Below are 19,672 nucleotides of genomic sequence, written 5' to 3' on the forward strand. Positions count from 1 at the left end.
GACACCTCCGAAATTAAGCTCGTGGATGAGTCTTATCATATATGTCCCGAAGCTCCAGGTCAAAATGAACATATTTTTCAGTGGTAGCTATGGTAGCATGCCCTAACAACTCCTGGAGGGTACGGAGATCCATTCCTCGCCGCAATAAATGAGTAGCAAATGAATGGCGCAAAATATGAGGAAAAAGTCGGGAGGAGGAAATTCCTGCCGCAGCTCCTCTCTTTTTTACAATCCTCCATATATCCTCTCGTCTTAGGGGATTTCCAGTCTTAGAAATAAATAATTCCTGAACATGTGCATCTGGACGTGCTTTTTCCATGTAAAAACCTACGCGGCGGCTGACTTCTCCAAGGAAGGGGATTATTCGCTCTTTCCCACCCTTGCCAAAGATTCGCAGTGTCCGGCCTGAGAAATCTATATCTCTCAAACAGATAGTACAAAGCTCACTTGCTCTCAACCCGCAACCATAGGCAGTTTCAAGAATCGCTCTGTCACGAAGAGCCAGAAAGGAGTTACCAGAACAGGCCTCAAAAATTCTCTCCACTTCTCCCTCATTTAATATATGAGGCAGGCTGTCCCCCTTTAAAGGGAGGGTTGGCAATGTAACTTCTTCTTCCACCAATTTTTCACTGTCGAGATATCGCAGCCATGAACGAAGGGATGCAATTGCACGCTGCTGGGAAGAACGCTTTTTACCTTCTTCGTGTAAGGATCGCTGATATCTTTCTAAATAAGTTTGATTGGGGGGGTAGGCTGGTTGATCATTTTTATCGCAAAAATCCAGCCAGGCCTTGATATCACGATTATAGGCCAAGATCGTGTTTTCACTGCATCCTCTTTCAAGAAAGAGATAATCAAGAAAATCATCAAGCAATTGGTCGTATTCAAACTTTACCATGGGATATTATTAAAAAAGGGCTGGTTATGCCAGCCCCTTCCTCCTGCTAAGTTATTTATGAGTCTTTGAGGTAATTTAAGAGCCAGGATAGGGCTCCAAAAGTTTTACAGTCCCGAATGGATCCATCTTTCAATAGCCTGGGGATATCATCCACACTTACAGTTTCTACTACAATTTCTTCATCATCATCTTGTTCAAGAGATGACGGGCAGAGATCTAGGGCAAGAAAGATGACAAGAACTTCGTCACTGAACCCTGGGGAAGTGAAAAATCGCCCAATTTCCATCAGTTCTCCGGGGTAATATCCTATTTCTTCCTGAAGCTCCCTAATGGCCGTGTCTTTAAATGTTTCGCCTTCTTCAACTATCCCTGCCGGAATCTCAAGTATTTTTTGTTCAAGGGCATAGCGAAATTGCTTAACCAGCAGTACTTCTTTGTCACTTGTCAAAGGAATTACCGCTACTGCCGGTTCATGTTCTACCACTTCTCGTACTACTCTTTTGCCAGAGGATAAACGGACATTATCCACTCTAAGGTCAAGGATCTTTCCTCTATAGACGACATTTCGTGATAGAACTTTTTCGACGGAATTCATTTATCAACCTAGAATCTTTCTCGCAATTTCCTTCCCTTTAGCAAAAGCCTCGAGGTTCATTGGAAGAAATTGTGGTTTCCTTTTCCCCAATTTATCTTTTATTGTTTCGATACACGTTTCTTCTTCAACAATTCCTGTAGCTTCGACTAAGGCCCCCAAAGCAACAATATTAGCCACTTTGTCGCTGCCTAGCTCTGCTGCTACTGAGTTAGCCGGAACAGCAATAATCTTAATGTCAGTGCGGGGATTCTCATATGTCACAAGATCACTATTGTATATAAGAACTCCGCCTTCCCTGACTGATTTTACAAATTTGGTAAGAGAGGGCTGGTTCATAATAACAACAGCATCGGCTTCCGCGACAACAGGAGACGCAATTTCTTCACTGCTTAGAACAACACCGCAGTTTGCTGTACCGCCTCGCATCTCAGGGCCGTAGGATGGAATCCACGTTACATGAAGTCCCTGGGCTATGCCAGTATATGCTACCAACTGGCCAAGCACCATTACACCTTGTCCGCCAAATCCCGCCGCGATGAGGCTTCTATCATATTTAACAGTCATTGTGTCTGCCTCCTACTCGTAATCCTTAAACAGACCAAGGGGATAGTAGGGCATCATTGAATTCACAGTCCATTCAAAAGCTTCCACGGGTCTCATTCCCCAATTAGTAGGGCAGGATGAGAGAATTTCAACGAAGGAAAACCCCTTCTTATCGATTTGATACTGGAAAGCTTTTTTCAGGGCCTGTTTTGCTCTGATTATATATTTAGGCTGTGCCACTGTAACCCTCTCTATGTAGCCAGGAGTAGCAAGTGAGCTCAAAAGCTCGCAAACCCGTATGGGATAGCCGCTGACTTTGGGGTCTCTTCCCAGAGGACAGGTTGTCGCTCTCTGGCCTATAAGAGTTGTTGGTGCCATCTGGCCGCCTGTCATGCCGTAAATGGCATTATTGATAAAAACAACAGTAATATTTTCGCCCCTGTTCGCGGCATGGATAATTTCTGCTGTTCCAATAGAGGCAAGGTCCCCATCTCCCTGATAGGTAAAAACTACCTTATCTGGACGAACACGTTTCAACCCTGTTGCCACTGCCGGAGCTCTTCCATGTCCCGCCTCGCAAAAATCTGTATCTATATAATCGTACATCATGGCGGCGCATCCCACTGGCGCTACTCCGATAGTATCCTTTTGAATATTAAGCTCATCGATGATCTCACAGACAAGACGGTGGGCTATGCCATGTCCGCAGCCAGGACAATAGTGGGTATGTACTTCAGGCATCCATGCTTTAGGGCGTTCATATACCTTTACTTCTTTCATCGCATTATCCCTCCCTACTCCAGGCCGAGCAAATTTCTGCACTGCTGTTCAATTTCTTTTACGGAAGGTGACATGCCGCCGGATCGACCATAGAAACTAACTGGGATTTTACATCCGGTTGCAACTTTCACATCGTCCACCATTTGTCCGCAGTTCATTTCTGCCACAAGAATATTCTTTACGGTCTTAGGCAGCTTTGCAAAGTCTGCGTAAGGATAGGGCCATAGGGTGATGGGCCTAATCAGACCGACCTTGTGACCTTGTTCTCTAAGATTGTTGATAACAGAACGAGAGATACGGGCTGTTGTTCCATAAGCTGCTATGACCAATTCTGCGTCCTCAGTCATATAGCTTTCACATCGAGACTCTCTTTCTTTTATTAAAGCATATTTCTTCTGAAGATCTTTATTGTGGTTCTCAAGGGCTTCCGGAGAGAGATACAAGCTTTTAAGTGAACTTCGTTTCCCGCCTCTTTCTCCCATGTATCCCAATGCCCATTCAGAAATATCTGGTACATCCTTATCGACGTAGGGTTTTATTTCAACAGCTTCCATCATCTGCCCCATAAAGCCGTCGGCAAGAATAAGCACGGGATTGCGGTAACGCAAAGCAAGCTCAAATGATTCCTGTGTAATATCGACCGCTTCTTGTAGGGTGCTTGGGGCCATTACTATCAAGTTGTAATCGCCATTCCCGCCACCCTTGGTAGCCTGTAAATAATCTGCCTGGGATGGTAGGATCCCACCAAGGCCTGGCCCTCCTCGCATAACATTTACAATAACAACTGGGATTTCAGCTCCAGCCATATAGGTTATTCCTTCTGACATGAGAGAGATTCCAGGACTGGACGATGTTGTCATAACCTTATGACCAGTTGCACCGCCTCCCATGATCATATAACTGGCCGCCACTTCACTTTCAGCTTGCACGAAGGTTCCGCCAATCTCTGGCAGATGGGCTGACATGTATTCGGGAATTTCATTTTGCGGTGTAATAGGGTAACCAAAGAAAAATTTGCAGCCAGCCTGTATGGCTGCCTCTGCAATGGCTTCAGTTCCTTTCATCAGTACGCGTCCCATTAGATTTTCCACCTCCAGAAAACGTTAGCCTTCAACGACCTTAAATACTTCGATCGCTGCGTCAGGACATGAGGTTGCACACATTGCGCACCCAATACATCCTTCTTTGAATTGCTCAACCGGCCTATGCCCTCTGCTATTAATTTTTTCTGATATTCGCAGAACTTTGACAGGACAGGCAGCGACACAAAGCCCACAACTCTTGCAATACTCTTCAAGAACGTTAATACGTCCTTTTGCCATTACGTGACACACCCCTTCCCCATTTAGTTCGACTCTTCAGTCTGACGCGACCACATAAAACCATCTTCCCATGGAAGAAGCATATATCTCGAGAGAGGCCATATCGGGACAGGGTATCCCTCTCCCAAGACTCTTTTTACATCAGGAACTAACGACGGATTAACACCTGCATAAAGAACTGGCAGATCGAGGTTCTGCCCAGCATCATAGACGGTTTTTATTCCTTCTATAGCATCGTGGACTGTTGTTTCATGCATAAGGTGAGAATTACTTATAAGAGCACCCACTTCCAGCCCGCAAATACTCTCCATTTTTTTCATCATTTTCTGGATTCTTGTTACGCTGGCGGTCTGAGGGCGAAACGCGTTTACTACAAGGATAAGCCGATAACCAACTTTTTTGATAATAGGTTCAAATTGCTTTAGTGCCAAGGCCCCTTCTGCATCCCCTCCTATATCCATAAGGAGGCGTGTACTTTCATCATGGAGAGCCCAGTCCACCTTGGGTGTTACAAGGGACATATCAAGCCATTTCGCTTGTTCAGGCATGGTTATGACAGATAGCCCCTTTTTTTCAAGAACGTCGCTTACCTGACGTATACAAAAATATGGATTAATAATGTCAATATCAGCAATCGTTACTTTCTCCCCAGCCTCTAAAAGGGCAAGGGCCATATTCAAAACCCATTCGGTTTTTCCTGAACCGAGGGCACCTGTAACCGCTACAGCTTTTGGCCATTCATAAAGGCGAATTAAACTAGCAAGAAGAGTAAGTCTGTTATTCAACAAAGTTGTCCCCCTTCTTTAAACGAATGCCTCTGCTCCATTCTGAACCTGATTGAACTCGGCGGCCTTCTGGCTGAACCTCAAGAAGAAGAACTGCGCCTTCTTGCAATGCTACGAGAGGATTCCCTTCTATAAAACCAAGTACTTCGCCTGGTTTTCCTGTCCCTTCACAAACAGATGTTTTCCAAATTTTAAGCCTGCGTTTTTTATAAAAAATAAAGGCCCCCGGTTGGGGATTCAGAGCTCGAACCGTGTTGTGGAATCTCTGTGCATCAAAACTCCAAGAAAGCTGAGTTTCTCTTTTTTCTATTTTTGAAGCATATGTAACTAATTTAGAATTTTGTAACGTTGTTATATTAGTACCCTCATTACAAGATTTTACAACTACTTTCAGTAAATTGCTACCCTCTTCCGCTAACCTCTGAAATAGGTCCCCCGAGGTTTCATCTGGCCCTATCTCTATTTGGGTCTGTCCGAGAACGGGCCCAGCGTCCATTTCCTCCACCAGTCTAAACACTGTCACACCTGTTGCTTTTTGTCCATCCATCAAGGCTCTCTGGATGGGAGCGGCACCTCGATATTGAGGTAGAATGGAGGGGTGGATGTTGAGGCAGCCCCATAAGGGGGTGCTTAAAAATGGTTCCTGGACCTTCTGTCCAAAATCAACAACGATGACGCAATGGGGTGGAGATTCGAGAAGAACTCTTTTTAGTTCCTCGTCTTTTGAAAGTTTATCTGTCCGAAAAACGGATCTGTTCAATTTTGTCGCTGTTTCTTCTACATATGAAGGTCTTTCCCCCATCCCTCTGCCTCCACGCTTAGGCATGCCAGTAATAATTCGATCAAAATGCATATTACATTTCGAAACAAGATGTTCAAGGCAAAAAGCCGCAAATGAACCCGTTCCTATAAACCATATCTTCATTATTAGCGTTCATCCTTTGCATGCTGTCTCATTCTTTTCCGTATGATATTCTTTTTCAAGGGAGAAAAATGGTCGATCAAAAGCCTCCCTTCAAGATGGTCCATCTCATGAAGAAAAGCTCGGGCAAGAAAATCTTCAGCTTCTATTGTCAGTTTCTCCCCATGTTCATTATAAGCCTCAATTACTACATGACGGGGGCGAAGAACATTCCCGAATATTCCCGGGAAACTCAGGCACCCCTCTTCACTAACCTGCTCGCCATCGGCTTTTAAAAGGATGGGGTTAATGAGGACATAAAGAGTTTCATCATAATATACAATTGCCAGCTTTTTTGATACGCCCACTTGGGGGGCTGCAAGTCCTACACCGTCCGATTCAAGCATAATAACCTTCATTTCTTCAATGAGATCCATTAGTTTTGAATCAAACAGGTCTATGGCTTCTGTTTCTTTTCGCAAAACAGGATCTGGATAGGTTCGAATCAGAAATTTTTTCAAGATCTTGCTCCTCTAAATTAAGACTTTTCAAAATTTTATTCACTAAAAAGGGCTGCTGGTTCCAGCAGCCCTTCCCTTTATTTAGCGATTAAGAAAGTCTTTCAAGACATCCCCGATAGTAATCGAGGGCTCTTCTTCATGGAATGTTGGCTGCTGTTTTTGCCTGCTCTCTTCTGCTTTCTGAGCGAGACGTTTCTTTTTCTCTTCTTCTCGATTCTTACGAATCTCTTCTTCGAAGAGAGCGCTAATACTTAGTCTCATTCTTCGCTCTGCAGGATTAATTTCAATGACCCGCGCTAAAACTTCCTCGCCTTCAGACAATACGTCTTCGGGCTTGTCTACACGTTTTGTGCTCAGTTGAGAGATATGGATGAGCCCCTCAACGCCTTCTTCCACTTCTACAAAGGCACCGAAATCAGCCAGCCTGACAACTTTAACAGTAATATCCTGTCCTTTGGTATATCTTTCCTCTATTCCTGTCCAAGGGTCATTAAGCTGTTTGTAGCCGAGGCTCATACGTTTTTTCTCCGCATCCACATCAAGAACCACAACTTCTACATTCTGGCCCTTTTTAAGGACATCACGTGGATGTTTAATACGCGCCCAGCTAAGGTCACCAATATGGATAAGCCCTTCAATGCCAGGCCCCACTTCTACAAAAGCCCCAAAGTCTGTGACATTTGTAACTACACCAGAAGCTTTGTCCCCAATTTTCCAGTTTTCTTCTACAATGCTCCAGGGATCTGGCTGGGTTTGTTTTATGCTGAGGGAAACACGGTTGTTTTCCTGCTCTATACCAATAACCTTTACCTTTACGGTTTCACCTTTTTTAACAACTTCTTTCGGTTTTACATTGCGCTTCCATGAAAGCTCGCTAATGTGAACAAGACCATCGATGGGGCCAAGATTGATAAAAGCGCCGAAAGATGTAATGCTGCTTACCCTGCCCTCAAGAATGTCTCCCTCTGAAACTGTTGTATAAAATTTATTCCGCTGCTCCTCTACTGCTTCTTCAACAAGCATTCTTCTTGAAAGGACAAGACGTCTCTTGCGTCGGTCTTTCTCCAAAAGTTTTACATCAAAGACTTCTCCCACAAATTTACCGGGGTTCACCCCTCGTCCCTCTTCAGCAAGATGGGAAATAGGAATAAACCCTTCGAGATTAAAGCAGTTGACCATCAATCCGCCCTTAACCTTGCGTATCCCTCTCACTGAAATAAGATCGTGAGAAGAAACAAAGGATTCCAACTCAGCCCAACGCCTGTCAAATTCACAGCGCCAGCGGCTTACCAGAAGCTGAGCATCTTCTCCGTGGCGTATATTGATGACCTGCACTTGAATTTCATCATTAATTGAGGGCTCTTCTTCCTCTTCAACTAATATTTTATGAGTCCACTCTCTTCGAGGAAGAAAACCTTCACACTTATATCCTACATCCACGAGCCAACCATCTTCATTTGCTCCAACAATTGTCCCTGTTACAACTTTCCCTTTGTGAATTTCCTCTCCCGCATATTTCTCGAGCATGGATTCCATATCCATATTTTCGAAATTTTCGGTTGTTTTAACATCATTATTCATTTCTTCCATCATAACCTTCCATCCCCCTTGGCTACCTGCGTGATGACAATGTATTTTTAAGCTGACTAATCAGCCAATCCGGAGTACTGGCCCCGGCTGTGATTCCTACTCGCGCCTTACCTGATAACCACCTCCTGTCCAATTCTTCAGCGTGTTCTATCCACACAACGTCAATTCCGGAAAAGCGGGCTATATCATACAGCTTCCCTGTATTTGCGCTGTTCCTGCCCCCCACTACTATAATACCATCTACAAATTGAGCTAGCTTGCGAGTGGCATCTTGTCGTTCACGAGTTGCATTGCAAATCGTGTTATAGACGCGCATTTCCTGAGTTCTGAGCGCGAGCTCTGAAACAATGGCTGCAAAAACCTTACTATCCTGTGTTGTCTGTGATATTACTCCTAATTTAGCAGTTTTACCAATCTCTGTGACGTCCTCTTTTTTTTCTATGACTGTAGCCTTGCCCTCAACTATCCCCTGAAGAGCTTTTATTTCTGGGTGATTCCCGTTACCGATGATACAAATTTTATATCCTTCCCGAGCAAGAAGCTTTATTCGCTCCTGAGCTTTTTTAACAAATGGACATGTCCCATCTACTATGTGAATGGAGTGTTTTTGAAGAGTGGAAAAGAGTTCTGATGATATCCCATGGGCGCGAATAAAGATACGGGATAACGGGGGAATCATATCGGGGGAGTCAACAACAACAAGGCCCTTCTTCGCAAGTCTCTCAACCTCCTGTGGATTATGTATGGGCATGCCGAGAGAATATATGGGGCCTTCATCGCTCAATATTTTTTCAAGGGTTTCTATAGCTCTGCGAACGCCAAAACAAAAACCCGTAGGGTCAGCAACTATTATTTGCTTCAGATTTCGTTGCCCCTTTCAAGATGCCTTAAACAGGCTTCTAAAACATTTCGCTTCAAATCATCTTCTTTGTAAGCAGAAATATCATACCACAGAGTTGGCAAAAACTTTTTAAACCAGGTCATTTGTCTTCTGCAAAACTTTTTAGTTGCGCTTATGTCTCCTTCGACAGCTTCTTCTTTTGTTAATTTCCCACGAAGATAAAGTGATATTTCCTTATATCCGAAACCCTGCATGGATGGAAACCGCTCATCAAAACCATGATGTAAAAGCCATTCCACTTCTTCTATAAAGCCTCCATCGAACTGTTGATGGACACGTTTCTCTATAGCGTCGAAAAGAAGTAGTCTAGGCCTATTCAACCCTAAATAAAGCACATCATAATATCCTTTTCTTTTTTCTTCGGAGGAATACCACCATGTAGCATTTTGTCCTGTTAACTTGTAAATTTCAATAGCCCGGCTTACACGACGCACATCGTTAACATGAAGCTGTGAGGCTCTTTTCGGATCAATCGCGCTCAGTTGGTCATGAAGAGCCTGGTTTCCATGTTTTGATGCAAACTTTTCAAGTTCATCAGTGAGTTTTCTATCCCTAGGAAGGTCTTTCGTCAGAACTCCTTCAAAAAGCGCATGGTAATAAAAAGGTGTTCCTCCCACAAAAAGGGGAATTTTCCCCCGATTCATGATTCGCTCAATCGCCGCCATGCTTTTGTCCACAAAATCTGCAGCAGAAAAAACTTCGTCAGGATCCACCACATCAAGCATATGATGTAAAATGTGCTGCCTTGTCTGGAAGGTTACTTTATCAGTACCCACATTCATATATCGATAGACTTGTCTTGAATCCACAGAGATGACCTCGGCCTTTAACGTTTCTGCTATTTCTAAGCTTAATTTGGTTTTCCCCACTGCTGTGGGGCCAATAATAGCAAGAATTGGCAGCTTCCCCTTCATCATTTTTCCCTCCCGAAAAATTGTTCGATTTCATATTTATCTAGTACGAGTGTTGTCGGCCGGCCGTGAGGGCAAACAGAAGGATTTTCACAGAACTGCAGTGCTGCATAAAGGTGTAATGCTTCTGCAGCATTGCAATGGGTTGTAAGTTTTACCGCTCGTTTGCAGGCAATTGTAGCCCATTTTTTCCAAATCACATCATCCATAGCTCGAGAACCAGTTTCATTCCATGTCAAAATTGCCGTCCTTAAGAGAAAGAGAGGTCCCTCTCTTCCTTCAATGGGAAGAGCGGGGGAAGCAGAAAGCATGCTTTGTCCTTCTTCAATTTCAAAAATAAAACCTGCCTTTTCCAACTCCACTCCATACTCCTCAACTTCAGAGGCAAGAGTTGGTGGGATGAGAAGCGGCGGATTCAACTTTTGAGATGGAAATTGCTCAGATTTCATTCTGGATAAGACTTTTTCATATTCTATGCGCTCGTGAGCCGCATGAGGATCCATAATAATGAGCTGCCCGTTTTTCTCAAACAGAAGGTACCCTGCAGCCATTTGAGCTATGAAAAATATCTTTGACTCATCTGGGGAAAAGACACTTTTTTCCCCCCAACTTTCAATTTTCACTTCTTCTAAAAGTTCCGGGGATGAAACTCTGGAAAATAGATCCTGTCCTTCTTCTCGTTGCGGAAGTGCTTGTCGATGTAAATGAGGCGCAACAAATTCCTTCAGTTCTTTCCCTTCCCAAAAAGAAGGGAAAGAGAGCCTGGTCGGCCTGTTCTGCAAATCCAGACTCGCCGCTTTCACCGCCTCGAAAATTTCGGCAGGATATCTAAAACGTACTTCTGCCTTTGCCGGATGGATATTAACATCCACAAGTTCCGGGGGAAGAGTAAAAAAGAACATCCAATTTCCAGAAAAATCCTTACAGGCTGCAGAAGCCGCTCCACGTATCAACGGGTCAGATACAATTCTTCCGTTAACAAAGGAGGTAATTATGTTTTTTTGGCGTCCAGGAGTGGACTGCCACCAGCACTCAAGCTTTATTGATCCGCATGAGACTGTTGTGGACCGCGTTTCAGGAGAGGCCCCCCATAATGAACGAAGAACGGCGGCACGATCCCCAGTGCCCTGAGTTTCAAATATTTTATTGCCATTATGATAGAGACTGAATAACACTGCAGGGTAGGCTGCTCCAAAGTCTCGCATTAACGCAGATATTTTCCTCAATTCGGAAAGGTTGCTTCGCAGAAATTTCTTACGTGCCGGGAAATTGAAAAAAAGGTCATCCACCTGCAGGCGGGTCCCTTCTTTCCATGGCAGCTGTTCATGACAGACAATACTGCCCCCCTCCGCCTTTAGAAGTCCTCCTTCGGCGGCTCCTTTAGCTTTGCTTCGAAGGTCTATTCTGCTCACAGCGGCAATACTGGCAATAGCTTCACCACGATATCCTAATGTCTTAATATTGCTCAGGTCATTAACAGTTGCTATTTTGCTAGTGGCATACCGAGTAATGACCAGGGGCATTTCCTGCCATAGGATGCCGTTACCATTATCTTCAACAACGATGGAGGACTTTCCCCCTTCAGTTAAAGTTACCAGGATGCGAGACGAATGGGCGTCAAGAGAGTTTTCCAGCGCTTCCTTCACTACCGACACTGGGCGTTCCACAACTTCCCCAGCCGCTATTTTGAGAGCAACTTCACGGGGAAGTTTAAGTATTGCCATGAGACTGTAGCTCCTCTCTGCATTGATCAGTGATTTTATACATCATCTCTAACGCCCTGAAGGGAGTCATTTTGTTGGGGTCAATTGCCGCAAGCTCCTCTATTATAGCCTGACTTGAAACAGGGAAAAGCTGTATTTGCTGGGATGTTTCCATAACTCCGCCCGATGGCTTTACCTCATCGGCGCGCTCAAAGGTTTCGAGCAAATGGAAGGCCCTTTTCAGCACTGCTGGAGGAATGCCGGCCAAACGGGCAACCTCAATGCCATATGAACGGTCAGCTGGCCCATCAACTACTTTATACAAGAATGAGATGCCCCTTTCTCCTTCATGAACGGCCATACTCAAATTTTTAAGACCATTAAGATGATCTTCCAACGCCACAAGCTCATGGTAATGGGTGGCAAAAAGAACTTTCGGTTTGGAGCCGCACCCATGATCAAGATATTCAAGCACAGCCCATGCGATGCTCATCCCATCATAGGTAGAAGTGCCACGCCCGATTTCATCCAGCACCACAATGCTTCTATCCGTTACATTGTGGAGTATATTAGCTGTTTCTATCATTTCCACCATAAATGTGCTGTTACCGCGAGAGAGCTCGTCACGAGCCCCTATACGGGTAAAGACCCTGTCCATCAATCCCATGGAGGCCTCGGCAGCTGGGATAAATGCCCCCATCTGAGCCATGATGACAAGCAATGCGGCCATTCGCAAATAGGTAGACTTGCCTGCCATGTTTGGCCCGGTAATCAAGGCTATCCTCTCTTCGTCCCCATCAAGAACGATATCGTTGGGAACAAATGGCAGATCTAGAAATGTGGCTTCTATGACTGGATGGCGGCCGCCTTCTATTTTCAGATTCAAACCGTTATTTATTTGTGGGCGGATATAGTTTCGCTCCCAGGCAACCTGAGCAAGTGAAGCAAGAACATCAATACAGCTGAGCATAGCAGCCCCATCTTGTATTTTTTGTACGTGTTCCAAGGTGTGCTGAACAAGATCTGCGTAGATCTTCGATTCTAAGCTGGCTATTTCCTGTTCAGATGCTGCCATTTTTTCTTCAAACTCCTTAAGTTCAGGAGTAATAAAACGTTCAGCCGAAACCAAGGTCTGTTTGCGAATGTAATTTTCCGGCACCTTGTCAAGGTTGCCTTTGCTGATTTCTAAATAGTAGCCGAAAATCTTATTACTTCCCACTTTCAGTTTGGGAATATCCGTTTTGGCTTTCTCTTTTTCCAAATATTGATCAAGCCACTGGTCGCCATGCTCCCGCAATTCTCTCCACGAATCGAGCTCGCTATTAAAACCGGTGCGAATTACGTCCCCATTATGCAAATGGCGAGGGACTTCATCGCACAGGGCAGAAGCCAGCAGGGTGGAGAGTGTCTCCAAACTGTTATCGGATGATATGAACTTTTCCAGTGGTGAAGATTTACAATACCCATAAACAAGAGGAATAAGAAGCAAAGTGTCACGAATGGCTGCCAGGTCCCTGGGATTTCCTGTGCCAAGGCTCAGCCTGGAAGATGCCCGTTCTATGTCTCGACATTCCCCCAGCAAATTTTGAAGCTTTTGCCGCACAACAGGATCCTGTACAAGAAATTCAACACCGTTCTGTCTCTTGTTGATTGCATCTTGATCAAGAAGAGGGCGAAGTATCCACTCCCTGAGAAGCCTCCGCCCCATTGGATTTTTACATTTATTCAGCACTGAATATAAAGTAGGGCCATCGCCGCTGACAAGTTCCAGGTTCTGTTGAGAGGCGACATCAAGATGTAAAAAATGTTTCTCGCGCAAGGGATATATTCGCGTCACATGCTGTATAGCCCCAAACTGGGTTTCTTCAAGGTAATGAAGAACCGCTCCCGCACACCCTGTATCAAAAGCCCCTTCTTCGAGGCCAAAAACCGATAAAGCAGGAACATTAAAGATCTTGCACAGCCAGCGGGCAGCCCCGTCAGGGGTAAACTGCTCTTTTGTTCTTTGGAGGATAAAAAAGTTTTGCAGTTCCACAGGAAGATCCTCTCTTTTGATCGTATCTGGAATAAGAACCTCTCCTGGATTAAAACCGGTAATAAGTGACAGAGCCTCTTCTTTCTTCAATACTCCTGCCTCGAGACATCCAGTATTTACAGAAAGCATGGCTAAAGCGATAGTGTCATCATTTAAGAGGTTTATCGAGGCTAGACGTCCCTCTTCCCCTGCCTCTTCAGGGACATAGGTTCCGGGAGTTACAATGCGAATAACCCTGCGGTCTACAAGGCTTTTTCCGTCTGGGACGCTTACCTGCTCACAAATAGCTACTTTATAACCTGCTTTAACAAGTTTTCCAAGGTAATTGTCCACAGCATGGAACGGAACGCCAGCCATAGGAATACTCTTGGAAGGGTCTCTGCTCGTCAAGGCTATATCGAGTATTTCAGACGCCTTCTGCGCGTCTTCAAAAAACATTTCATAAAAATCCCCCATCCGAAAGAATAGAAGACAATCAGGGTATTTCTTCTTCCATTCCACATATTGAGAAAGCATGGGGGTCATTTTTACATTGGGAGGAAGTATCAAAAGCTAAACACCTCTCGTATGGTCAAGATAATTCTGAAGAATAAGGGCCGCTGCAAGCTGATCCACCTTTTCTTTTCTTTTTTTTCGCGACACATTCCCTTCGAGAAGCACCTGTTGAGCTATGGATGTTGTGAACCTCTCGTCCCATAATACTATAGAAATGTGAGGATATCTTATTTTCAGTTCTGCCGCAATGTTTTTTATCTTGTCGGTTTCAGGGCCAGCTGTTCCATTAGTGCGGAGGGGGTTGCCGATTAACAGCATTTCTACATTTAGAGAGATGAGACTTTCGTCTAGTTTTAAAAGCCATTCCTTATTCATGGGGATGAAACCGACCCCCTGGGCGAAACACCCCAGGGGATCGGAAACAGCCATTCCTATCCTTTTTTCGCCAATATCAAGGGCAAGAATTCGGCCCATGTCACACTCCCATCTGTTTTTCAACGATCCCTCGCAACGCATGAAAGGCCTCGTCTATTTTCTCAGGTTTTTTGCCGCCGGCCTGAGCTATAGCAGGCTTACCGCCGCCGCCACCGCCTAGAATAACCGCTACTTCTTTTACGATTTTCCCGGCATGGGCCCCCGCCTTCATGGCTTCGTCATCAGCCATGGCAACTATCAAAACATTTTCTTCTGAGATCTGGCTTGCTAAGACAATAACTATGTTCTTATTTTTTACCTTGATACGATCGCAAAGTTCACGCAGCATGTCAGCTGAAACACCCTTAAAACTCCCCTGAAAAATGGACGTTCCGTTGGACAGAATTTCTTTTTTCACTGATTCATCTATGGCTGCTGCAAGATTGTTCAGTTTAAGCTCGTCGATCTTTCTGCCTAATCCCTTTATTTCCGCCTGCATATTCTCGACATGGGAAACCAGTTCATCTGTGGTTAATGTCAGAACATTGCAAAGGTCTTCTACTACTCTAAAAGAGTTTTGGAAGGCACGGAAGGCATTAAGTCCAGTCAATGCGGTAATCCTCCTGGTTCCAGATCCAATGCCCTCTTCTTTTATGATCTTGAAGGCGCCAATATCGCCAGTGGCATCCACGTGGAGGCCGCCGCATAATTCAGTAGAGAAATCTTTTATACGTACAACCCGTACAATATCTCCGTATTTCTCATCAAAGAGAGCTTTCGCTCCCATCTCTCTTGCCTGTTCAAGGTCGCTTTCTATTGTTTCAAGAGGAATGTTCTTGAGGATTTGCCTATTGACCATATCTTCCACAGCTGCAATCTGTTCTCTTGTCATGGATTCGAAATGGGTAAAATCGAAGCGAAGCAAGGCTTCGTTTACAAGGGAGCCCGCCTGACGAACATGGCTTCCAAGAACCTGTGACAAAGCTTCATGAAGAAGGTGGGTTGCTGTGTGGTTTCTTCGTATGGATTCCCTTTTCTCTTTATCAACAGAAGCATGGACGGCAAGACCTTCTGTAAGGACGCCTTCAAGAACTGTTACTCTATGAACAATAAGATCAGCTGTTTCAGATGTGGTGTCAGTTACACAAACCTTAACGCCCGCCGCGGAAAGAAGCCCCTGATCCCCAATCTCTCCGCCCCGTTCAGCGTAGAATGGAGATACTTTTAATACTGCCTCTCCACTTTCACCTTCAGAAAGAAAATCAACAGGCTGTCCATCTTTTATAAGAGCTACAACTTCTGTGTCCAGTTCAGAAAGCACATAGCCCTCAAAAGAAGTTTGTCCCTTTTCAGCAGCAATTTGAGAGTAAACATCACCTTTCATTTCGCTGCTTAATTGTTTGCTCGAAGCCCGAGCCCGCTCTCTCTGTTTCTCCATTTCTACGTGAAATCCTGCTTCATCCACTTTAATGTCATTTTCAGCACAAATTTCAGTTGTGAGTTCAAGAGGAAATCCGTAGGTATCGTATAGTTCAAAGGCAATTGTTCCCGAAAGAGCGTCTACATGACGTAGCCTCAGTCTGGAAATTTCCTGTTCTATAAGTTCTGTTCCCTGTTGAAGAGTCCTTCCAAAGCGTTTTTCCTCCATGCTCACAATCTGTTCTATCATGGGGCGGTTATCAAGAAGCTCCCTGTAGGGATCGGCCATGAGATCTAACACATCGGGGAAGAGTTCGAGAAGAAATGGCCGGTCAAGACCAATAAGCTTTCCATAACGAGCTGCCCTCCTGATAAGTCGGCGCAGCACGTAGCCTCGTCCATCGTTCGCTGGCAAAATGCCATCGGCAATCATGAAGGCAACAGAGCGGATATGGTCGGCTATGACCCGTACCGCAAGGTTATGAGATGGAGAAGAACCGTAGGTCACGCCTGTCATGGCGCAAATATGATCTATGAGCGGTTTAAAGAGATCAGTTTCAAAATCGGTTCGTACACGCTGCACTATGGATGTTAAACGTTCTAGCCCCATACCGGTATCAATGTTCTTTTTCGGGAGTGGAACCAGGGTGCCGTCTTCCTGAAGATCAAATTGGGTAAAAACAAGGTTCCAAATCTCAAGATAGCGGTCACAATTACAGCCAACGTCACAAGTAGGCTTGCCGCAGGAAAATTCCGGGCCCTGATCATAAATGATTTCGGAACAGGGGCCGCAAGGACCGGTGTTTCCCATAAACCAGAAATTTTCATCCTTGTCGAAACGATAGATCTTATTTTCCGGGAGGCCAACCTCGTTCCTCCACACAGAATATGCTTCTTCGTCATCTTTATAGATCGTTGCGTATAGCCGCTCAGGTTCGAGTCCTATCACTTCCGTCAGAAACTCCCAGCCCCACGTTATAGCTTCTTTTTTAAAATAATCACCCCAACTGAAATTACCAAGCATTTCGAAAAAAGTATGATGACGAGCGGTTCGCCCTACATTTTCGATATCATTTGTCCGTACACACTTCTGAGATGTCACCGCTCGTGTAAATTCCGGCTGTTGAATACCAAGATAGTATGGTTTGAAAGGGACCATCCCCGCAATGGTAAAAAGTAAAGAAGGATCATTAGGAATTAAGGAGAAACTCGGATAATGCTTGCTTCCCTTCGATTCCCAAAAATCAATGAAAAGAGAACGTATTTCTTTTCCTGTTCGCCAACGCATATATTTTTCCCTTCTTTCTCAACTCTCAAGAGATTAAAGCTTTTCTTGCCTGAGCCGCTTGTTTCAAAATTTCTTCTCGATCCACACTGGGGAATTCCCCATTAAAATAAACCCACTGCCCTTTTACCATTGTCGCTTCAACATCGGTAGAAGAGCCTGCGTAAACAATATATACGGGAAGGGTCTCTACGTCAAAGCCGAGATAGTGAGGGCGATCAAGATCGATGAGAACGAGGTCAGCATCCCAAGTTTCGCGGATAAGTCCCGTTTTTTCAAAGCCCAGTCCACGGGCTCCATTCAAAGTTGCCATGGTCAAAATTTGTTTCGCTTTTATTATTGTAGGGTCATGGCGAACACCTTTATGAATAAGGGCCCCATGACGCATTTCTTCCCATATATCGAGCCGGTTGTTGCTGGCGGCGCCATCCGTGCCGAGGGAAACAGAAATACCCTGATCGATCATTTCAGGAAGAGGCATAATGCCGCTTCCCAATTTTAAATTGCTATTAGGATTATGAACTATGGTTATATTGGAATCTTTTAACAATGGAAGTTCCTCTGGCAAGAACCATACTCCGTGGGCAAGTATGGTTCTTGGAGTATTAAGCAATCCTGTCTTTTCCAGATATTCCACTGGCTGACAATGAAGTTCGTCTCTCAGGTACTGCCGTTCCCATTCAGTTTCAAGAAAATGGGTGTGGATTCCTACGTTCCTTTCTAAAGCCAGCTCACTTATTTTTTTCATGGCATTCATGGGGACAGTATAGGGAGCATGGGGACCTAGCTGCACAGAGAGAAGTCCTTTCTTTCCATGCCAATCATCGATAAGTTTCAGGTTCTCATCGACCCTCTTCTGATCTTCACCGATGAGGCCTCTGGAAAGAGCGCATTTCATTCCCATGGCCAAAGAAACTTGAGCCACCTGATCCATTTCAAAATACATATCGCCAAAACATGTTACCCCGCAGGAAGCCATTTCTAAAAGGGCCAATGCCGTTCCCCAATAAATATATTCCGGTGTAAGGCGGGCTTCCACTGGCCAAATCTGTTCTTTCAACCACGACATCAAAGGCGTTTCTTCGCCAAGTCCCCGTAAAAGGGACATGGCCGCATGGGTGTGACCATTAACAAAACCGGGAAGAAGTAGTTTTTCCCCGTTACAGTCAATAAGGGAGACATGGCCATCGTCGATGGTGTTAGGAGCTTCTATTTTAGAAATTACCCCATTCTCTACGAGCACATCGCAGCGCAGGCCTCGTTCCATTTGTCCATCGTAAATGTATGTGTTTTGAAAGAGGTAGGTTGACATTCATTATTCCTCCCAGCTTTTCATATAAAGCTCTTGCTCCTCAGTTAACTTTTCCAGCGAAATACCAAGAGACGCCAACTTTACTTCCATGACACTCCTGTCTATTTCTTCAGGAACTGGGTGCACTCCGGCAGGAAGGGAGATGCGAGAAATATGAAGTGCGGACTCAAGTTGAAGGGCGAAGCTCAGGTCCATGATTTCTATGGGATGTCCGTCTGCACAAGCCAGATTCACAAGACGTCCTTCTCCTAAAAGATGAAGAAACCGCCCATCGCGCAGTTCATAGGTTTCAATATTCTGCCTGGTAGATTCAATGGAACGAGCCATTTCTGAGAGGTCGCGCTTACTTATCTCCACATCGAAATGGCCTGCGTTGGCAAGAATCGCACCACTTTTCATGTGCTGAAAATGCTCTTTTCTGATAACCTGTGTATTCCCTGTAAGGGTTAGGAAAATGTCCCCAAGGGAGGCTGCTTCTTCCATGTTCATAACCTGATGGCCATCCATCAGAGCTTCAAAGGCACGGTGAGGATCTACTTCCACGACAATAACAGAGGCCCCCATGCTCTGTGCCCGCATGGCTACCCCCCTGCCGCACCATCCATACCCTGCCACAACAACCCTTTTGCCGGCAATGAGCATATTGGTGGTACGCATAAGGCCATCCATCACCGATTGCCCTGTCCCGTAACGATTGTCGAAAAGATACTTGCTGTAGGCATCATTTACGGCAATCATGGGAAATTTTAGTGTGCCGTCTTCCTCCATGGCCTTGAGACGCTTAACGCCGGTAGTTGTCTCTTCAGAACCTCCCCGCACCAAAGAAATGAGCTGAGGGAATTCTGTATGAAGAGTAGCTACGAGATCAGCTCCGTCATCGATAATAATATCAGGGGCAATTCTAAGAACTGAACGTAGGTTATCATAATATTCTTTTGTTGACATTCCATAATGGCTAAAAACGTGAACCCCCTTTTCCACGAGGGCAGCACAGACATCATCCTGGGTTGAAAGGGGATTACTCCCTGCAGCCCAGACCTCTGCCCCGAGTTTATGAAGAGTTATAAGCAAACATGCTGTCTTTGCTTCGAGATGCAGGCATGCCGCCAGTTTCAGTCCATGTAAAGGAGCCTTAGGAACGTAGTCCTTGGAAAGAGTTCGAAGCACTGGCATAAATTGCCATGCCCATGTAATCTTTTTCATCCCTGCTGGTGCAAGGTTCACATCTGCAATGCGGTTTTCCATGGGGTATTTCCTCCCTA

At 45.0% G+C, this 19,672-nt stretch carries 18 protein-coding genes; all 18 read right to left on the bottom strand.

Features of this window, described 5'->3' with window-relative positions; genetic code table 11:
* Positions 1-13: 13 nt before the first annotated feature.
* The 18 genes from AMICO_RS05190 to AMICO_RS05275 all read right to left on the bottom strand — a co-directional run bounded on the left by AMICO_RS05190 (position 14) and on the right by AMICO_RS05275 (position 19,655).
* On the bottom strand, positions 14-898 hold the full coding sequence (locus AMICO_RS05190; RefSeq protein WP_013048401.1) for a tyrosine-type recombinase/integrase: 885 nt from the start codon (positions 896-898) through the stop codon (positions 14-16).
* A 55-nt stretch (positions 899-953) separates the two neighbouring features.
* The gene (locus AMICO_RS05195) at positions 954-1,493 is read right to left on the bottom strand and encodes an NUDIX hydrolase (protein WP_013048402.1); all 540 of its coding nucleotides are present in this window, start codon (positions 1,491-1,493) and stop codon (positions 954-956) included.
* Between the two features lie 3 nt (positions 1,494-1,496).
* Entirely contained in the window at positions 1,497-2,057 is a 561-nt protein-coding gene (locus tag AMICO_RS05200) for a 2-oxoacid:ferredoxin oxidoreductase subunit gamma family protein (protein WP_013048403.1), read from the bottom strand.
* A gap of 12 nt (positions 2,058-2,069) precedes the next feature.
* Positions 2,070-2,816: a thiamine pyrophosphate-dependent enzyme gene (locus tag AMICO_RS05205; RefSeq protein ID WP_013048404.1), complete on the bottom strand. Its 747-nt coding sequence runs from the start codon at positions 2,814-2,816 to the stop codon at positions 2,070-2,072.
* 14 nt (positions 2,817-2,830) lie between these two features.
* Positions 2,831-3,895, bottom strand: a complete 1,065-nt coding sequence (gene vorB, locus AMICO_RS05210; protein ID WP_013048405.1) for a 3-methyl-2-oxobutanoate dehydrogenase subunit VorB — start codon at positions 3,893-3,895, stop codon at positions 2,831-2,833.
* Between the two features lie 24 nt (positions 3,896-3,919).
* Complete coding sequence (locus AMICO_RS05215) at positions 3,920-4,138, bottom strand: 4Fe-4S dicluster domain-containing protein (RefSeq protein ID WP_013048406.1); 219 nt, start codon at positions 4,136-4,138, stop codon at positions 3,920-3,922.
* A gap of 23 nt (positions 4,139-4,161) precedes the next feature.
* Positions 4,162-4,923, bottom strand: a complete 762-nt coding sequence (locus tag AMICO_RS05220) for a DEAD/DEAH box helicase family protein (protein WP_013048407.1) — start codon at positions 4,921-4,923, stop codon at positions 4,162-4,164.
* The gene (fmt, locus tag AMICO_RS05225) at positions 4,916-5,848 is read right to left on the bottom strand and encodes a methionyl-tRNA formyltransferase (protein ID WP_013048408.1); all 933 of its coding nucleotides are present in this window, start codon (positions 5,846-5,848) and stop codon (positions 4,916-4,918) included. Before fmt ends, AMICO_RS05220 begins: the two co-directional genes overlap by 8 nt.
* 2 nt (positions 5,849-5,850) lie before the next feature.
* The gene (def, locus tag AMICO_RS05230; protein ID WP_013048409.1) at positions 5,851-6,345 is read right to left on the bottom strand and encodes a peptide deformylase; all 495 of its coding nucleotides are present in this window, start codon (positions 6,343-6,345) and stop codon (positions 5,851-5,853) included.
* A gap of 81 nt (positions 6,346-6,426) precedes the next feature.
* Entirely contained in the window at positions 6,427-7,938 is a 1,512-nt protein-coding gene (locus AMICO_RS05235) for a 30S ribosomal protein S1 (protein ID WP_013048410.1), read from the bottom strand.
* 19 nt (positions 7,939-7,957) lie between these two features.
* Positions 7,958-8,797 (bottom strand): 4-hydroxy-3-methylbut-2-enyl diphosphate reductase, encoded by an 840-nt coding sequence (gene ispH, locus AMICO_RS05240; protein ID WP_013048411.1) that lies wholly within the window; start codon positions 8,795-8,797, stop codon positions 7,958-7,960.
* Positions 8,794-9,753, bottom strand: a complete 960-nt coding sequence (miaA, locus tag AMICO_RS05245; RefSeq protein WP_013048412.1) for a tRNA (adenosine(37)-N6)-dimethylallyltransferase MiaA — start codon at positions 9,751-9,753, stop codon at positions 8,794-8,796. Before miaA ends, ispH begins: the two co-directional genes overlap by 4 nt.
* The gene (gene mutL, locus AMICO_RS05250; RefSeq protein WP_013048413.1) at positions 9,750-11,471 is read right to left on the bottom strand and encodes a DNA mismatch repair endonuclease MutL; all 1,722 of its coding nucleotides are present in this window, start codon (positions 11,469-11,471) and stop codon (positions 9,750-9,752) included. Before mutL ends, miaA begins: the two co-directional genes overlap by 4 nt.
* A complete protein-coding gene (mutS, locus tag AMICO_RS05255) occupies positions 11,458-14,010 on the bottom strand; it encodes a DNA mismatch repair protein MutS (protein ID WP_041459581.1) in 2,553 nt (850 codons plus the stop codon). The genes mutL and mutS overlap by 14 nt, the downstream gene beginning before the upstream one ends.
* A 27-nt stretch (positions 14,011-14,037) precedes the next feature.
* The gene (gene ruvX / locus AMICO_RS05260; RefSeq protein ID WP_244392370.1) at positions 14,038-14,496 is read right to left on the bottom strand and encodes a Holliday junction resolvase RuvX; all 459 of its coding nucleotides are present in this window, start codon (positions 14,494-14,496) and stop codon (positions 14,038-14,040) included.
* On the bottom strand, positions 14,456-17,101 hold the full coding sequence (gene alaS / locus AMICO_RS05265) for an alanine--tRNA ligase (protein WP_013048416.1): 2,646 nt from the start codon (positions 17,099-17,101) through the stop codon (positions 14,456-14,458). The genes ruvX and alaS overlap by 41 nt, the downstream gene beginning before the upstream one ends.
* 25 nt (positions 17,102-17,126) lie before the next feature.
* Positions 17,127-18,410, bottom strand: a complete 1,284-nt coding sequence (locus AMICO_RS05270) for an amidohydrolase (RefSeq protein WP_013048417.1) — start codon at positions 18,408-18,410, stop codon at positions 17,127-17,129.
* Positions 18,411-18,413: 3 nt separating this feature from the next.
* The gene (locus AMICO_RS05275; RefSeq protein WP_013048418.1) at positions 18,414-19,655 is read right to left on the bottom strand and encodes an adenosylhomocysteinase; all 1,242 of its coding nucleotides are present in this window, start codon (positions 19,653-19,655) and stop codon (positions 18,414-18,416) included.
* Positions 19,656-19,672 lie beyond the last annotated feature (17 nt).

The organism is Aminobacterium colombiense DSM 12261 (assembly GCF_000025885.1).
Lineage (GTDB): Bacteria > Synergistota > Synergistia > Synergistales > Aminobacteriaceae > Aminobacterium > Aminobacterium colombiense.

Excerpts from the sequence above, each read along its gene's own strand:
- AMICO_RS05215 (WP_013048406.1), bottom strand. The coding sequence starts at position 4,138 with ATGGCAAAAGGACGTATTAACGTTCTTGAAGAGTATTGCAAGAGTTGT.
- AMICO_RS05200 (WP_013048403.1), bottom strand. The coding sequence starts at position 2,057 with ATGACTGTTAAATATGATAGAAGCCTCATCGCGGCGGGATTTGGCGGA.
- mutS (WP_041459581.1), bottom strand. The coding sequence starts at position 14,010 with ATGACCCCCATGCTTTCTCAATATGTGGAATGGAAGAAGAAATACCCT.
- AMICO_RS05205 (WP_013048404.1), bottom strand. The coding sequence starts at position 2,816 with ATGAAAGAAGTAAAGGTATATGAACGCCCTAAAGCATGGATGCCTGAA.
- vorB (WP_013048405.1), bottom strand. The coding sequence starts at position 3,895 with ATGGGACGCGTACTGATGAAAGGAACTGAAGCCATTGCAGAGGCAGCC.
- ruvX (WP_244392370.1), bottom strand. The coding sequence starts at position 14,496 with ATGCGTTGCGAGGGATCGTTGAAAAACAGATGGGAGTGTGACATGGGC.
- mutL (WP_013048413.1), bottom strand. The coding sequence starts at position 11,471 with ATGGCAATACTTAAACTTCCCCGTGAAGTTGCTCTCAAAATAGCGGCT.
- miaA (WP_013048412.1), bottom strand. The coding sequence starts at position 9,753 with ATGATGAAGGGGAAGCTGCCAATTCTTGCTATTATTGGCCCCACAGCA.
- AMICO_RS05235 (WP_013048410.1), bottom strand. The coding sequence starts at position 7,938 with ATGATGGAAGAAATGAATAATGATGTTAAAACAACCGAAAATTTCGAA.
- fmt (WP_013048408.1), bottom strand. The coding sequence starts at position 5,848 with ATGAAGATATGGTTTATAGGAACGGGTTCATTTGCGGCTTTTTGCCTT.
- AMICO_RS05195 (WP_013048402.1), bottom strand. The coding sequence starts at position 1,493 with ATGAATTCCGTCGAAAAAGTTCTATCACGAAATGTCGTCTATAGAGGA.
- AMICO_RS05275 (WP_013048418.1), bottom strand. The coding sequence starts at position 19,655 with ATGGAAAACCGCATTGCAGATGTGAACCTTGCACCAGCAGGGATGAAA.
- AMICO_RS05190 (WP_013048401.1), bottom strand. The coding sequence starts at position 898 with ATGGTAAAGTTTGAATACGACCAATTGCTTGATGATTTTCTTGATTAT.
- AMICO_RS05270 (WP_013048417.1), bottom strand. The coding sequence starts at position 18,410 with ATGTCAACCTACCTCTTTCAAAACACATACATTTACGATGGACAAATG.
- alaS (WP_013048416.1), bottom strand. The coding sequence starts at position 17,101 with ATGCGTTGGCGAACAGGAAAAGAAATACGTTCTCTTTTCATTGATTTT.